The following is a 15,623-nucleotide window of genomic DNA, read 5'->3' as shown; positions in this document are numbered from 1 at the left end:
GTCAGCTGATTGCCGTGATGGACGCGTTGAGGCGATCCTGGACGTTGGCCGGCAGCGGGACGTAACCCTGCTCGGCCAGGTTGGCCTGACCCTCGTTGGCCGCGCTCGTCAGGAACGACTTCACTGCTGCGGTGGTGTCCGCGTCGTAGCCCTTGGAGCAGACGATCGAGTACGTGGCGAGAACCAGCGGGTATGCGCCGGCTTCGTTGGTCTTGAAGATCGACGCGAGGTCGAGCGTCAGGTCGCCGGTTGCGTCGGACTTGAACTTCGCGCCTGCGATCGACTTTGCGGCCGAGTCGTTGGTCAATGCGACTGCCTCGGAGCCGGTGTTGATTTCTGCAACCGAGAGCTTGTTCTGATCGGCGAACGACTTCTCGACGTAGGTGATCGAACCCGGTGCCGTGGCAACTGCCTGTGCAACGCCCGCCGAACCCTTGGCGCCCTCACCGACGCCACCGGTGAAGTCGGACCCTGCGCCCGACGTCCAAGCACCGTTCGATGCCGCGTCGAGGTACTTCTGGAAGTTGTCGGTGGTGCCCGAGGAATCGGAGCGGATCACGGTGGTGATCTTCTCGTCGGGAAGCGAAGCACCGGAGTTGAGCGCGGCGATTGCCGGATCGTTCCACTTGGTGATGCCACCGTTGAAGATCTTCGCGAGAACTTCTGCGTTGAGAACGAGCTTGTCGACGCCGTCGAGGTTGTATGCAACTGCGATCGGGCCGAAGACGAGGGGAAGGTTCCAGGCTTCGCCGCCGACGCAACGCTCCTTGGCCTTGTCGGCCTGCTCGTCCTTGATGGCCGAGTCGGAGCCGGCGAAGTCGATCTGGCCGGCGATGAACTGCGTGCGACCGTCGCCCGAACCGCTGGGGTTGTAGGCGACGTTGACGGTCTTGCCCTTTTCCTGGCACACGGAGATGTAGGTGGCGACGAACTGGTCCATGGCATTCTTCTGTGCCGAGGAACCAGCGGCAGAGAGGTTGCTCTTGCCTTCGCACGTTGCGTTCGATGCGGACGCGTCCACACCCGTCGACGACGAGTTGTTGTCGCTGCCACATGCGGCCAAGGTCATGGCGCCCACGGCCACTACACCGAGCAGGGCACCACTGCGCTTGAGATTCACCAAGATCCTCCGGAAATCGCTACCGCCACGCCCACGATCGGGCGGCGACATGAGATGCAAAATGATTGAAATCTGCATCAGGCAACACGGCGCTGCCCACAGAGAAAAGTAGGCGGGCGCGGTGTCCGGTTGGACCACACATGGTTAACAGAGAATGAACAGACTGGACATTTCTGCGTGTTCGACTGTGACGTCAGAGCGCGCGAGCGTAAGCCATGTCCACGTGGAACCGATCGAAGCCGAGTCGCTCGTACGTGTGGAGGGCGGCAGTGTTGTCACCTTCGACGTACAGAAGGACCGTTCCGAGGCCGCGATCTCGCAGGTAATGCATGCCTGCGAGAGTCAGCACTCGGCCGAGACCACGTCCCTGCGCCGCGGGATCGATACCCACGACGTACACCTCCCCCAGCTCGGGATCGTCACCTTCGGGTGCGTGCACCTTGGTCCAGTGAAAGCCGAGAAGAGTATCGGGATCGGTGTCCGCGAACGCCATGAACAGACCGGCCGGGTCGAACCAACCTTCGGCCGTTCTCTCGTCGATCTCCGCCTGGGTCCAGCCACCCTGCTCGGGATGCCAGGAGAAGGCCGCGTTGTTGACGCGAAGGATCTCGGAATCGTCTTCGGGCCCACGGTACGTCCGCATCGTTATACCTTCGGGCACAACGATTTCCGGAAGCTGCGCAGCATCGAGCGGTCGACGCAGCTGGAGGAGTTCACGAACGCTGACCAGATCGAGGCTCTTGGCGAATTCCACTGCGGCGTCGACGTTTCCGTGCGCCCAGACTCGCGTGCCCGGCCGACCTTCGTCGAATACCGCTGCGGCAAGCCTGGTTCCGATACCACGGCGCCGCGCCTGCGGGTCGACCACCAACTCGGCCATGTCGGGATGCTCGTCCGAACCGGCTTGCAGCTGTGCATAACCGACGACCGTATCGCCGTCGAGTTCGACAAAGTGTCGTGCTGCGCCGCGCCCGGCAACGGCATGGCGCCCCTGTTCCGACACGGGCGCCTTGCCGTCGAACTCGGTCGCGCGATCGAGAAGCGCGGAAACCTGCTCGGCGGATCCGGCCTGCAGTGAATCTGCCCAACCCACGTCAGACCACCGATCCGTCGGCCGCGTCGTAGTCGACGTCTTCGTCGTCCTCGAACTGAACGGGAGCAGCTGCGCCGCCCTTGGCCCTCGTCGGACGCACTGCCTTGTATCCGACATTTCGGACTGTACCGATCAAGGACTCGTATTCGGTGCCGAGTTTCGCCCGCAGACGACGCACGTGGACGTCGACCGTCCTGGTGCCGCCGAAGAAGTCGTAGCCCCACACTTCCTGCAACAGCTGTGCCCGGGTGAATACCCGACCGGCATGCTGCGCGAGGTACTTGAGCAGCTCGAATTCCTTGTAAGTCAAATCAAGGGGCCGTCCACGCAGTCGTGCCGTGTACGTCCCCTCGTCGATAACCAGTTCGCCCAGCGTGATCTTTCCCGACGCTTCCGGACTGGCGACACCGCCGCTGCGGGCGACCAACAACCGCAATCGGGCGTCCACCTCAGCCGGACCGGTACCGGGAAGCAGGATGTCGTCCAACCCCCAGTCGGCGTTGACGGCAACGAGTCCGCCTTCGGTGAGGACGGCGACCACAGGTACTGCGGATCCTGTGCTTCCGAGCAATCGACACAACCCGCGTGCGGCAGCTAGATCAGTGCGCGCATCCACCAATGCCACGTCCGCGGAACTTGCCTCGAGTAGCGAGGAAACCTCTGTGGGGGCAGGCCGAACCGAGTGCGCCAGCAACGCCAACGCCGGTAGTACAGCTTCCGGGTTGGGGTCGGAGGTGAGGAGGAGCAGTTCCACACGGCCTCCTATCTAGTAGCCCGCGCAACCCGTGAGGGCAACGCTCGAGTAGTTCGACGCTTTTGGTCGGTCCCTACATTAGCGTGCCTGGTACCGGGGCCGTCGCATCGAACCCCGACCGGAGTCCGTCACAATGGTGCAGTGCGCAAACTGATCATCGGCATCGTCTTTCTCCTCGGCCTCGGACTGGTGGCCGATTTCGGCGCTGCCGCGTACGCCGAGTACCGGGTTTCCCGCGAGCTCCGAACCGGCGCATCACTCGAGTCGGATCCGGAGGTCACCTTCAACGGGTTCCCCTTCCTCACCCAAGCACTCGGCGGGAAATACAAGGACGTCTACGTCAGAGCTACCGGCGTCCAGAGCGACGTGGTCGGCGAAGTGACCGTCGAAGCCGACCTGCGCGGGGTCACCGTTCCCTTCTCCGACATCGTGAACGGCAATGTCACCCAGCTCCCCGTCGACAAACTCGACGGCCGGATGGGAATCAACGCCACCGACCTCGGAAAGCTGCTCAACATCCCTGACCTGCAGGTATCTTCACCGCCGGCCAACAAGTCGGATGGCACCGGGGGCAGCGGTGGAACGGGCGCGAGCACCGCGGGGGCCGTCGTGCTGACCGGAACGGTTGCCGTCGGTCCGGTCGAGACTGCAGTGAGCGTCCAGGCCAACCTGGTTCTGGAAGGTGGGCAGGTCAAGATCGTCGCAAGCAACCTGTACTTCGGTCCGGAGGGCAAAGCCGATTTCTCGATCCCCGCAGCACTCGAACCCGTCGTCCTCGGATTGTTCAGCTACACGATCGATCCGCAGGCACTCCCCTACGGAATTCAGCCGAGCCTGGTCTACGCGGAAGGCGGAAGAATCGTGATCGAAGGCAGCGCCGAAAACACGACGATCGATCTCGCAGAGCTGCAGAACCGATGACCGGGATCACAATTCTGCTGGTCGCCCTCGTCGCCGTCGTCGCGGTCGGGCTCTTTCTCAAGTCACGCAACGGGAAGGTCCGAGTCACCACGCCTGCCGCAGCCGGCGCCGCTGACAGCCGCCTCGAACTGCTGAGTTCTGCCGGAGTGTCTTCGCCGAACGGCGGGCCCGTCGTACTGCATTTCTCCGCCGACTGGTGCGGACCGTGCGCGGCAGTACGCCGCGTCGTCGGCCAGGTTGTGGTTTCGATGGCGGACGCTCCCCGTCCGCCGGTGGAGATCGAGCTCGACATCGACAAGGAACCGGCTCTGGCACGCGAAATGAGCGTCCTGTCGCTGCCCACCACGTTCATCCTCGACGGTGGCCTGGAGGAACAGTTCCGAGTGTCCGGAGTGCCGTCCGCAGCCGATCTGAAAGCTGCGCTCGTACCACTATCCGGACCCCACGAGCCAAAATCCGAGAATTCGGGGTAAACTCGCCGACGTGCAAACCCGCCACGAGCTGATGCTCACCCGACGCCGCGCAGTAGACCTGTGCCGCCTCGGGGGCTGTTGCTGTACCTGTTGCTGATCACCACATCCGTCAGATCTCTCTGACCTTCGAGCTTTCGCTCACGTGATCAATCCACCGAGTGGGACTTTTGCGTCCCCTTTTCTCGGTCCAGGCAAGCACCATGCAATCCAGCGCAGGAGCACTCCCGATGTCCACAACCACAGCCCAGCTCGAGCAAGTCGACGTCCGCGGACCTCGGTTCGCCGCGTGGGTCACCACCGGCGTTCTCGTTCTCACGCTCATCTTCTCGACCTTCTCTCTGCCCGCCGCCACCGTCGTTCTCGCATTGCAGGCGATCGTCTTCGCAGTCGGAGCGGTACTCGGCCCCAAGCGCAGCCCGTACGGCCAGATCTTCGGCAAGCTCGTCGCCCACCGACTCTCGCCGGTCAGCGAACGCGAACCCGTGGCGCCGCTGCGCTTCGCTCAGTTCGTCGGCTTCGTCTTCGCCTTGGCAGGCACGGTCGGTTTCCTGGCCGGGTCGACGATCGTCGGCACCGTTGCCACCGGCTTCGCCCTGTTCGCGGCCCTGCTCAACGCCGCGTTCGGCATCTGCCTCGGCTGCCAGATCTACCCACTCGTCGCCAGGCTGCGAAATACCGGCCGCGCGACCACCGCATGAAAACGCTTGCCACACAACCCCGCTGAACCCCTGCTAGATATCGACCGATGCAAGACCACATCGAAAGGAACACCATGGCTCGCTCCGACGTCCTAGTCTCCGCTGACTGGGCTGAGCAGAACCTCAACACCCCCAAGACCGTTTTTGTCGAGGTGGACGAGGACACCAGCGCATACGACGGCGGCCACATCGAGGGTGCAGTCAAGCTCGACTGGCGCAAGGACCTCCAGGACGGCGTCCGACGCGACTTCCTGAACCAGGAGCAGTTCTCGGACCTGCTCTCCGCCAAGGGCATTGCGAACGACGACACCGTCGTTCTCTACGGTGGCAACAACAACTGGTTCGCCGCTTACGCGTACTGGTACTTCAAGCTGTACGGCCACCAGGACATCAAGCTGATCGACGGCGGCCGCAAGAAGTGGGAACTCGACGGACGCCCGCTCTCCAAGGACGCAGTCAACCGCGAAGCCACGCAGTACAAGGCCGAGACCCCCGACTTCTCGATCCGCGCATTCCGCGACGAGGTCATCGACGCCATCGGCAGCAAGAACCTCGTCGACGTTCGCAGCCCTGACGAGTTCTCCGGCAAGATCCTCGCTCCCGCCCACCTTCCGCAGGAGCAGGCGCAGCAGCGTGGCCACGTCCCCGGAGCCATCAACATTCCGTGGAGCACCACCGCCAACGAGGACGGCACCTTCAAGTCGGACGACGACCTCACCAAGCTGTACGCGGAGAAGGGCTTCGACGACACCAAGGAAACGATCGCCTACTGCCGCATCGGCGAGCGCTCGAGCCACACCTGGTTCGTACTGCAGGAGATCCTCGGCAAGAACAACGTCAAGAACTACGACGGCAGCTGGGTCGAATACGGCTCACTCGTCGGCGCACCGATCGAATTGGGAGCCTGATCATGTGTGGAGCACCTACCCAGGGGCAGACCCTGCCTGCCGGCGTCGACGTCGAGAAGGAAACGGTCATCACCGGCCGCGTTCTCGCCGCTGACGGCCAGCCCATCGGCGGCGCATTCGTGCGTCTGCTCGACGGCTCCGGAGAGTTCACGGCCGAGGTCGTGGCATCGGGAACCGGCGATTTCCGCTTCTTCGCCGCTCCGGGCGAGTGGACCGTGCGTGCACTGTCCAGCTCGGGCAACGGCACATCCACCATCGCTCCCGAGGGCTCGGGCGTGCACAACGTGGACGTGACCGTCAGCAAGTAATTCCTGCTTTTTCAGGCGGCCCCGCACCCCTTCGGTGCGGGGCCTTCTGCATTCCGGCTCCCGATTTTTCCGGTCGGTCGCCGCGGTCTAAGATGTACCCGTGGTCATTTTCTTCGAGGTACTCCTCGCACTCGCATCCGTCATGATCGCTTGGTTCTCCGTGTACGTCGTGTACCGCTTGGTCACCGACGAGTCGTGAGTCAGGCTCCGGATTCAGGGTCCGACGCGACCGCTGACGATTCCGCCGCTGCAGGTGCCGTGAGGCGCGGCAGCGGGGACGAAGCTGTCGCCATCGCCGTCGAGCGCTCCAAGTCGACGGCGTCGCTCAACATTCCGACCCTGCCGGACCTTCCGTTGCCAGAGGACACCGCAAACCTGCGCCTCGGCCCGGACATCAATCCCGAACTCCTCGCACTGCTCCCCCTCGTCGGCGTCTGGCGCGGCGAAGGTGAAGGGCACGACGAGACCGGCGACTACGCCTTCGGTCAGCAGATCGTCATCTCTCACGACGGCGGCCCCTACCTCAATTGGGAGTCCAGATCTTGGCGTCTTGACGCCGACGGCAAGTACGTGAGCCCTGATCTGCGCGAGAGCGGTTACTGGCGCATGGGCGGCGACGGCATCCCCGGCAGCGTCAACCAGGAAGTCGTCGAACTCCTGCTCAGCCACAGCTCCGGCGTCGTCGAAATGTACTACGGCCGTGCGCTTACCCAGGCGTCGTGGGAACTTGCCACCGACGTGGTGATCCGCAGCCAGTCCGGTGCACTGTACGGCGGCGCGAAGCGCCTCTACGGCATCGTCGAAGGCGGCGACCTCGCGTACGTCGAAGAGCGGATCATGTCTGACGGTGGCCTGGAACCGCGCCTCTCGGCGCGGCTGACCCGTTACATCGGCTAGTTCTGCTGTGCGCCTTTATTAACCCCCGGCGGTTAATAAAGGCGCACAGCAGATCCATCCACAGGCACCGACAAATTCCACAGGCGGGCTCTGGAGCGGCAGTTTCGACCGATTCCTGTCGGACCGCGATCTCACGGTATTCGCATGAACTGCGACTACATCGATCCTGATCTCCGAAGACTCTTCGACTTCCAGCACGGGCTCGCGACCAATAAACAGCTGCGCCCTTTCGGCTATTCACCGCGGCGCATCCAACATCTGGTCGAATCGGGTCAATGGACTTCCGTCCTCCACGGCGTTCAATCCAGCACCAACGGCCCACTCAACCGAGCAATGATTCTCGAGGCCGCCCTTCTCTTCGGCGGCGGAGAGACCTACCTGAGTCACCGGACTGCAGCTGAAGAGTGGGGGCTCACGCACATCGAGTCCGAACTGCCGGTCCACATCACGGTCCGATACGGCAGATCCTCACGCTGTCAGAGGCCGACGGTCAGACCCGAACGCTCCCCGGCGCGCCCCGTTCCGTTGGGGTGGTCCACTGCCCATCCCGGAGTGATCGTTCATCGTTCACGCGCTCAGGCCCACATCGGCGTTGCCACTCAGCCTGCTCGTACTTCGCTGGCCGACACCGCAATTGACCTGGCGGTTGCAGAGCCGTCGGCTCGCGACGCCGCTCGTTCTCTGGTCCGCTCCGCCACGGCGTGCAAGGTGTCCCGGATGGAACTACGCACCCGAATGGAGTGCCGCCGGCCGAGGCGATATGTCAAAGCGCTGTCCTCGACATTGGACCTCTTGGATCGCGGCGTCCAGTCGGTACTCGAACATCGCTACGCAATCGAAGTCGAGCGAGCACACGGTTTGCCGGAAGCACGACGGCAATCGCCGGTCATCGTCGATGGGAGAACTCTCTACGAGGACGTCGACTACCGCAATTGCGGTGTCGCACTGATCGTTCGACTCGACGGTTTTGCCTTCCACTCTTCTCGGGCGACTGCACTGCGGGATCGGCGGCGAGGTAACGCATCCGAACTGTCAGGCAACGCCACATTGGTCTTCGGTTGGGAGGAGGTGGAGGGGGCCTCGTGCCGAACTGCAGCCGAGGTCAGAGCGATCCTCGAGCGCGGTGGTTGGTGGGGGCCTAATCCTTGTCCACGCTGTGCGCCTTTATTAACCGCCGGGGGTTAATAAAGGCGCACGGCACGAAGCGACCCCCGAGCCACACCCACGCTTTCGCGCGGATCCCGGTCGGACTGATCGGGGGCTCGGGGGTCGGGTGGCTGCCTGGGATTCGCCGGCCGCTCACGCGGTAAGTGAATTCCATCAGCGATTGCGGCTAGCTGGCAGCCACCTCACGCGTCCGTCTGTACTTCAATTTCAGACCACCTCCTTCCTTGTGTAAAGGAGAAAGTACGCCCACTTCACGACGACGGCAACGTATTTTCCACAGAAACTTTTCCGACGCATATCACCTGGTCAGCTGCTGCGCCGTCCGGAAGTTGGTGGGTGACGACAACAACGGTTCGCGAAGAATCGACCAGCGTTGCGTCGCGACTGAGCAACTCGCGGAGCAACTGAGCGCCTGCCTCCGCGTCCATGTGCTCGGTCGGCTCGTCGAGCAGCAGCACCTCCGCAGGCGAGACGATCGCGCGTGCCAACAGCAACCGACGACGCTCACCGCCCGAAACCGCTCGCATGCCGCCGACCAGGTAGGTATCGAGCCCTTCCGGCAGTTCCGACAACCAGTCGCCGAGACCAACTGCGGCAAGTGCCTTCTCCGCGTCCTCGGCGGTGAGGTCACCCCGCGCAACGCGCAGGTTCTCGAGTACCGACGTCTCGAAGAGGTGTGCGTCTTCGGCGAAGTACCCGACGTGCCTGCGCAGGTCGGCCGGATCGATATCCGAAATATCCACTCCGCCAACGCGAACTGTTCCCGCGACGGGCGGCAGCAACCCCGCCATCGTCATCAGTGCGGTGGTCTTTCCGGATCCGCTCTCCCCGACGACGGCAACGCGGGCACCGCGAGGAAGATCCACGGAGGGCGGTTCGGTCACCTTTCCCCCGGGCCAACCCGCCTGCAATGCATGCACGCTGAGAATCCAGTTCTCCGGCCACGCACGATTTCCTTCGACGTGTTCCGCGTCGGCTCGATCGAGTACCGCCATGATGCGAGCCGACGCCAGCCGCGCCTTGGTCAGTGCCACCGCCGCACTGGGCAGTATCGCGGTTCCCTCGAAAGCCGACAGTGGAAGCAGTACAAGGATTCCCATGGACATCGGTGACATGTCGGTGGTTCCGTACAGCGTAATTCCGATCAGCAGGGCACCAAGGACGCTCACGCCGATTGCCAGGGGCGTCGCAGCGGCGCCAAAGGCACTCGGTACCGCCGCGCGATCGGTTGCATCGACCACCTCGTTCTCGGCGGACACAGCCTCGCTCACCGCCTGATCCAAGCGACCTGATACTCGAAGCTCAGCGGAATGGTCGAGCGCGGTCACCGCTGACGCACTGAATCGCGCTGCGGCAGCTGAACTGTCGGCCTCCGCAAGTCGAGCAGCTCGCGCCGACAGCCAGGGCGCCGCAATCCCGGACACCGCCAGCGCAACAGCCAGAATGAGTGCGGCCGGAATCGAGATGAACAACAGGATTCCCACCGCGGCGAAGGCGAGGACAACCGAAACAGCAATCGGGATCAGCGCTTTGACGACGACGTCGCCCAGCGCGTCCACGTCGGAGCCCGTACGGGAGAGCAGGTCACCGCGTCGTAGTCCGGCGGCGGCCGCGGGATCTCCCGCCGCCAACTGCTGGTAGATCCTCGACCGCGCTGCGGTGGTGCCGCGCAATGCGACGTCGTGCGTCGTCAATCGCTCGAGGTAACGGAAGACACCACGCGAGATTCCTAACGCGCGTACGGCAACCACGGCGACGCTGAGATCGAGAACGGGTGGCATCTCCCACGCGCGCGTGATCAACCATGCGGACAGCGCCGCCAAGGCGAGTGCGCTACCGAGTGTTGCCACACCGGCGGCCACCGCAGTCAGTACGCGTCGTGGTCGAAGTTCCAGTAGCCGAAGAGCACGCAGAAGCGGATCGTGAGCGTCACTTCTCATGAGCGCGCACCTCGACGATCCGGTCAGCTGCGGCGAGCACACTCGGACGGTGGCCGATCACGACAACAGTGTCGCCGCGCTCCGCCCGTGCTCTCAGAGAAGCCAACACTGTCCCTTCCGAATCGGAATCGAGGTGAGCGGTGGGTTCGTCCAGGACAAGAAGTGCGCGGTCGGAGGCGAGCACGCGTGTCAGCGCCAGTCGTTGTCGCTGCCCCAGCGACAAACCTGTGCCGCCGACGCCGATAACGGTCTCGACACCCGCAGGCAGCTCGGCCAATACCGCGTCGAATCCCGTCGCAGCAGCGGCGCGAGCCAATGCTTGCGCATCGACGACCCCGGTGAGATCGAGATTTTCACGAACGGTGCCGGGTAGGAGGACCGGATGCTGGGGAAGCCATGCCAACTGACTCCACCACGCGTGCTCGTCCAGGTCTCGGACATCGACGCCGGCGACCGTCACGCGGCCACTGCTCGGTTCGATCAGTCCGAGTAGCGCGTGCACTGCCGTCGACTTGCCGCAGCCGTTGGGACCGGTGAGCACGGTGATCGCCCCTGACAACGCCACGGCGGAAAGTTGAGACGGTGCGACTCCCCCACGAGAGGTCACGCCGAGTCCGTCGAAGACGATGTCGGCACCGCGAGCGACCACCGTCGTGCTACCACCCTCCGGTGCGGCAGAATCCGCCTCGATCACCTCGAATGCCTTGTCGGCTGCCGCCATTCCGTCCTCGGCGGCGTGGAACTGGGTTCCCACCATCCGAAGCGGCAGATACACCTCGGGTGCGAGGATCAACGCGACTATCCCCGGCTCGAGTGACATGTCCCCGTACACGAGTCGCAAGCCGATGCTCACGGCCACCAATGCGACGCAGAGTGTTGCGAGCAGTTCAAGCACCATCGAGGACAGGAACGCTACGCGCAGAGCAGACATGGTCGTTCGCCGATGGGCGTCACCGAGTTCACGGACTCGCTCGGCAGGGCCTTGCTGACGACCGAGCGCTCGTAGCGTCGGCAAACCGGCAAGTAGATCGAGCAGCTGCGAAGACAGCGTGGTCATCGCTGCCAACGTCTTCTCCGATTTTCCCTTTGTCAGCAAGCCGATCAGAATCATGAAGATCGGGATCAGCGGCAGCGTCACGAAAATGATGACCGCAGACGTCATGTCCTGCACCGCAATGACTATCAGGGTGATAGGCGTCAGTGTCACCGACAGAACCAGAGCCGGAAGGTATCCCGTCAGGTACGGGCCGAGGCCGTCGACACCGCGGGTGACCACGGTCGCGATCTCGTCACGCCGAGGATCCAGATCGCGCGGACTCATCGCCGTCGCCGACGTCAGCACGCCGTTCTTGATCTCGGCAACGACGCGAGTCGACGCCCGGTGCGCATACCTGGTCTGCAGCCAGGTCCCCAGAACCCTGACCGTCACAGCTGCGGCCAGAACAACCAATTCGGTTGTCCACGAAGAAACATCCACAGTTCGAGTGGTGATCACTCCGGCCAGGACTCGGCCGATCATGAGCGCCGCGACGATGACCATCACGACGTTCACCATCGACAGAGCGACCGTCAGGATCAGATAGCCGCGCGCAGAAGCGGAATGTCGCCACAGCCGCGGGTCGATCGGCCCCCGGCGACGCTCCCGAGTGGTGGGAGCGTCGCCTACTTCGATAGTCACGTGAATTCGACCGTCAGTTCTTTCGTCATTCGAATGTTTCGTGATTCAAGGTTGGTGACTACCACGTCTTCTCCTTGAATCGCAGACCGATCGACGCCGGAATCTGCTTGGAGGAGATGCGCTGTCGGAACACCCAGTACGTCCAACCCTGGTAGATGATCACCACCGGCGTCATGAATGCCGCGGCCCACGTCATCACCTTGAGCGTGTACGGACTCGACGACGCGTTCTCGATGGTCAGGCTGTACGCCGGATCGAGCGTCGACGGCATGACGTTCGGGAACAGCGAGGCGAACAGCAGCACGACGGTGGCGATGACGGCCACACAGGTGAGAACGAAGGCCCAGCCTTCGCGCTCGGCCCGCGTCAGGAAGACGACGCCGATCAGTGCAGCAGCAGCGGCGGCTACCAGAATCCACGTCCATCCCTTGCCGTAGGCGAGCTGCGTCCACAGGACGAATCCGCCGGCGACGGGAATAGCCGGAATTGCGAGTCGTGCAGCAATTTTCACTGCGTCTTCACGAACCTCGTCGGCACTCTTGAGTGCCAGGAACACAGCGCCGTGGAGAGCGAACACCAGCGCGGTGGTCAGACCGCCGAGCAGTGCGTACGGGTTGAGCAGATCGAAGAATCCCGACTCGACCTGCTTGTCGGCGTTGATCGCCACGCCCCGAACGATGTTCGCGAAAGCCACGCCCCAGAGAATTGCCGGGACCCAGGAGCCGAAGATGATGCCCCAGTCGCAGCGCTGACGCCATTTGTCGTCGTCGATCTTGCTTCGCCATTCGATGGCACAGATTCGAACGATCAAGGCCACCAGGATGATCAGCAGCGGCAGATAGAACCCGGAGAACAATGTCGCGTACCATTCCGGGAATGCCGCGAACATCGCGCCACCGGCGGTGATCAGCCACACCTCGTTGCCGTCCCACACCGGGCCTATCGTGTTGAGCGCCACCCGTCGACGCGTATCGGCCGGGAGGTCACTGCCTCTGCCGACGATCGGCATGAGCATTCCGACACCGAAGTCGAACCCTTCGAGGACGAAGTAACCGATGAAGAGCACTGCGACGAGCACGAACCATACTTCTTGAAGTCCCATGATCGCCTCCTAGTACGCGAACGACAGTTGTTTGGGCTTGTCCGGATCTTCCGGCTCGTCATGATCCGTATCGCCCGGTGGATGCATGTCGTGTTCCAACGGACCTTCCTTCGCGTACCGCACGATCAGCTTGAACCAGACGACACCCAGCGCTCCGTACAGGAGGGTGAAGGTGATCAGCGAAGCCCAGACGGTAGCCGACGCGTGGTCCGAAACACCTTGGTCGACAGTCAGTCTGATCATGTCGACGCCGGTTGGATTGGGATGCACCACCCAGGGCTGACGGCCCATCTCGGTGAAGATCCAGCCCGCGCTGTTCGCCATGAAGGGAGTGGGAATCGCGACGAGACTGAGGATTCCGAACCACTTCTGGTCCGGGACCCGCCCCTTACGTGTGACCCACAGTCCCGCGAGAGCCAGTGCTGCCGAACCGGCGGCGAGGCCGATCATGGCGCGGAAAGACCAGTACGTGACAAAGAGATTCGGTCGGTAGTTGCCCGGTCCGAAGTCCTGCTCCGCCTGCTCCTGCAGTTGGTTCACGCCTTGCAGTTCGACGCCGGTGAACTTGCCCTCGGCCAACCACGGTAGAACGAACGGCACCTTCAGAACGTGCGTCACGCTGTCACAGTTGTTGTGTGTACCGATGGTGAGAATCGAGAAATCCGGATCCATCTCGGTGTCGCACAGCGACTCTGCCGACGCCATCTTCATGGGTTGCTGCTGGAACATGAGCTTGCCTTGAACGTCACCGGTGTAGATGATGCCGATTCCGGCCACGATCATGACGAGCAAGGCGAATCGTGTTGCCGGGCGGTACATCGTTCGTGCGTCGGTTTCGAGACGCTCGGCTTCGGCGGCCTCAGCCTGCTTGGCGCGGCGCATGTTCCGCACCATCCACCAACCACTGATGCCGGCAACAAACGTCGCCGCCGTCAGGAAGGCGCCGGCAACCGCGTGCGGGAAGGCAGCAAGAGCGGTGTTGTTGGTCAACAACTCCCAGATGCTGGTGAGTTCGGCACGACCCGTTTCAGGGTTGTACGTCGCACCGACCGGATGCTGCATGAACGAGTTGGCCGCGATGATGAAGAACGCCGACGCGTTGACGCCGATCGCCACGAGCCAAATGCACGCCAGGTGTACAAGTTTGGGCAGCCTGCCCCAACCGAAGATCCAGAGTCCGATGAAGACGGACTCCATGAAGAAGGCGACAAGGCCTTCCAATGCGAGCGGAGCTCCGAAGACGTCGCCGACGAATCGCGAGTACTCGCTCCAGTTCATTCCGAACTGGAACTCCTGCACGATGCCGGTGGCTACACCGAGTGCGAAGTTGATGAGAAAGAGCTTGCCGAAAAACTTGGTGAGCCGATACCAGTGGTCCTTTTTGGTGACCACCCACATCGTCTGCATGATCGCGATCATCGGTGCAAGTCCGATGGTCAGCGGAACAAGGATGAAGTGGTAGACGGTAGTGATACCGAACTGCCACCTGGAGACGTCCAAAGTATCCATTGGCTACTCCGAGAGTAGGGCCCTGGGACAGGCTTCGGGGTTCGAGACGCGGGCAGTCGCTCGGCCCCTGCGGACACGGTACTGCTGTCCGGTTTGGACCGCAGGACTTTGCTACTACCAAATGTAGTAGAGACCTGTCGCGATTCCTATTCGCCTATCGCCCTGCTGAATCCGAATCAATTGCACGTTCAACCAATTCCGCGAATTCCTCGGAGACCTTCGGCTCTGGCAATGCGAGCCCGTCGAGTGTATGGACGCGCGCGGCCAGCGTGACGCTCGAAACCATCCACACTCCGTCGGCCGCAATCAAATCCGCAGGTCGGAGGGTTTCGTATCGGCAATCGAAGCGAGCACTGCCGGCAACGTCGAAGAGGGCACGCTGCGTCGTACCCATCAAAATGCCCTGTGCGGGAGGCGGTGTGATCAAAGTCCTGTCCCGAACGATCACCACCGTCGAGCGTGGCCCCTCCAACACATTGCCCTCGGAACTGACGAAGATCACATCGTCGGCACCCAAATTCGCCGCATATCGGAGCGCTGCCATGTTGGTTGCGTAGGACAACGTCTTCGCGCCCAGTAGCTGCCAGGGTGCCCGGGCAGAGAGATCGACCGAGAAACCTCGCTCGAGAGTCATCACCGAAAGCCCCGATTCGCGGACCTGTCTGACCCGATCGGCCACCGGACCGACCATCACGAAGGCTGTGGGCTTGTCGCCGCTCTCCCTGCCGCGAGTCAGAACGAGACGAAGCGCGCCTTCCTTCTCTGTCCCCCACTCCTCGGCTGCCATCTCGATCGCCAGACGCCAGTCATCGAGAACGGGGGCGGGCAGACCCAGTGCCCGCGCGCTCAGAACCAGTCGACTCAGATGTCCCTCGACCACCCGCGCCCTACCGTCGCGTACCAACAGCGTCTCGAAGACTCCGTCGCCGCGCACCACCGCCAGGTCGTCGGCGTGCAGAAACGGTGCGTCAGCATCGAGCACCTCATGGTCGAGAGTCACCAATACGCGATCAGGCATGCCATCAACCCTAACGATCCGCCAAGCCGCCGGGGCC

Annotated in this window: 16 protein-coding genes; 8 read left to right on the top strand and 8 right to left on the bottom strand. The window is 62.9% G+C overall.

From position 1 onward, the window contains the following. Window position 1: 1 nt before the first annotated feature. From pstS to ABX74_RS24035, 3 genes are all read right to left on the bottom strand, one after another. Window positions 2–1,120, bottom strand: coding sequence for a phosphate ABC transporter substrate-binding protein PstS (pstS, locus tag ABX74_RS24045; protein ID WP_019745088.1), 1,119 nt, complete (start codon window positions 1,118–1,120; stop codon window positions 2–4). Window positions 1,121–1,313: 193 nt separating this feature from the next. After that, entirely contained in the window at window positions 1,314–2,213 is a 900-nt protein-coding gene (gene mshD / locus ABX74_RS24040; protein ID WP_047889841.1) for a mycothiol synthase, read from the bottom strand. A 1-nt stretch (window position 2,214) separates the two neighbouring features. Next, window positions 2,215–2,967: a winged-helix domain-containing protein gene (locus ABX74_RS24035; protein WP_003939728.1), complete on the bottom strand. Its 753-nt coding sequence runs from the start codon at window positions 2,965–2,967 to the stop codon at window positions 2,215–2,217. 141 nt (window positions 2,968–3,108) lie between these two features. On the opposite strand from ABX74_RS24035, the gene ABX74_RS24030 reads away from it, so the two are divergent. The 8 genes from ABX74_RS24030 to ABX74_RS23995 all read left to right on the top strand — a co-directional run bounded on the left by ABX74_RS24030 (window position 3,109) and on the right by ABX74_RS23995 (window position 8,357). After that, window positions 3,109–3,888 carry an LmeA family phospholipid-binding protein gene (locus ABX74_RS24030; RefSeq protein ID WP_003939847.1) on the top strand — a complete coding sequence of 260 codons (780 nt, stop codon included), beginning with the start codon at window positions 3,109–3,111 and terminating at the stop codon, window positions 3,886–3,888. Next, entirely contained in the window at window positions 3,885–4,361 is a 477-nt protein-coding gene (locus ABX74_RS24025) for a thioredoxin family protein (protein WP_020970612.1), read from the top strand. The genes ABX74_RS24030 and ABX74_RS24025 overlap by 4 nt, the downstream gene beginning before the upstream one ends. A 10-nt stretch (window positions 4,362–4,371) precedes the next feature. Further along, complete coding sequence (locus ABX74_RS30925) at window positions 4,372–4,458, top strand: putative leader peptide (protein WP_350318872.1); 87 nt, start codon at window positions 4,372–4,374, stop codon at window positions 4,456–4,458. A 130-nt stretch (window positions 4,459–4,588) separates the two neighbouring features. Beyond that, complete coding sequence (locus tag ABX74_RS24020) at window positions 4,589–5,059, top strand: DUF4395 domain-containing protein (RefSeq protein WP_047889909.1); 471 nt, start codon at window positions 4,589–4,591, stop codon at window positions 5,057–5,059. Window positions 5,060–5,133: 74 nt separating this feature from the next. Then, on the top strand, window positions 5,134–5,967 hold the full coding sequence (locus ABX74_RS24015) for a sulfurtransferase (RefSeq protein WP_020908929.1): 834 nt from the start codon (window positions 5,134–5,136) through the stop codon (window positions 5,965–5,967). Between the two features lie 2 nt (window positions 5,968–5,969). Continuing rightward, window positions 5,970–6,275 (top strand): DUF1416 domain-containing protein, encoded by a 306-nt coding sequence (locus tag ABX74_RS24010; protein ID WP_047889840.1) that lies wholly within the window; start codon window positions 5,970–5,972, stop codon window positions 6,273–6,275. A gap of 258 nt (window positions 6,276–6,533) precedes the next feature. After that, complete coding sequence (locus tag ABX74_RS24000) at window positions 6,534–7,172, top strand: FABP family protein (RefSeq protein WP_172932741.1); 639 nt, start codon at window positions 6,534–6,536, stop codon at window positions 7,170–7,172. 144 nt (window positions 7,173–7,316) lie between these two features. Then, window positions 7,317–8,357, top strand: coding sequence for a type IV toxin-antitoxin system AbiEi family antitoxin domain-containing protein (locus ABX74_RS23995; protein WP_029256123.1), 1,041 nt, complete (start codon window positions 7,317–7,319; stop codon window positions 8,355–8,357). A gap of 233 nt (window positions 8,358–8,590) precedes the next feature. Here the strand turns inward: ABX74_RS23995 and cydC are convergent, their stop codons facing one another. The 5 genes from cydC to ABX74_RS23970 form a co-directional block, all read right to left on the bottom strand. Continuing rightward, window positions 8,591–10,279 (bottom strand): thiol reductant ABC exporter subunit CydC, encoded by a 1,689-nt coding sequence (gene cydC, locus ABX74_RS23990; RefSeq protein ID WP_047889839.1) that lies wholly within the window; start codon window positions 10,277–10,279, stop codon window positions 8,591–8,593. After that, window positions 10,269–11,957: a thiol reductant ABC exporter subunit CydD gene (gene cydD, locus ABX74_RS23985; protein WP_047889838.1), complete on the bottom strand. Its 1,689-nt coding sequence runs from the start codon at window positions 11,955–11,957 to the stop codon at window positions 10,269–10,271. Before cydD ends, cydC begins: the two co-directional genes overlap by 11 nt. A gap of 58 nt (window positions 11,958–12,015) precedes the next feature. Beyond that, window positions 12,016–13,059, bottom strand: coding sequence for a cytochrome d ubiquinol oxidase subunit II (gene cydB, locus ABX74_RS23980; RefSeq protein ID WP_019745095.1), 1,044 nt, complete (start codon window positions 13,057–13,059; stop codon window positions 12,016–12,018). A gap of 9 nt (window positions 13,060–13,068) precedes the next feature. Then, on the bottom strand, window positions 13,069–14,568 hold the full coding sequence (locus ABX74_RS23975) for a cytochrome ubiquinol oxidase subunit I (RefSeq protein WP_020970618.1): 1,500 nt from the start codon (window positions 14,566–14,568) through the stop codon (window positions 13,069–13,071). Between the two features lie 154 nt (window positions 14,569–14,722). Next, window positions 14,723–15,586: an aminodeoxychorismate lyase gene (locus ABX74_RS23970; RefSeq protein ID WP_019745097.1), complete on the bottom strand. Its 864-nt coding sequence runs from the start codon at window positions 15,584–15,586 to the stop codon at window positions 14,723–14,725. Between the last annotated feature and the right edge of the window lie 37 nt (window positions 15,587–15,623).

The sequence above is a fragment of the Rhodococcus sp. ARP2 genome (assembly GCF_001029585.1).
Classification (GTDB): domain Bacteria; phylum Actinomycetota; class Actinomycetes; order Mycobacteriales; family Mycobacteriaceae; genus Rhodococcus_F; species Rhodococcus_F erythropolis.
Note: the sequence above shows the minus strand (reverse complement) of the source record. Positions and strands in the feature narration are given on the sequence as shown.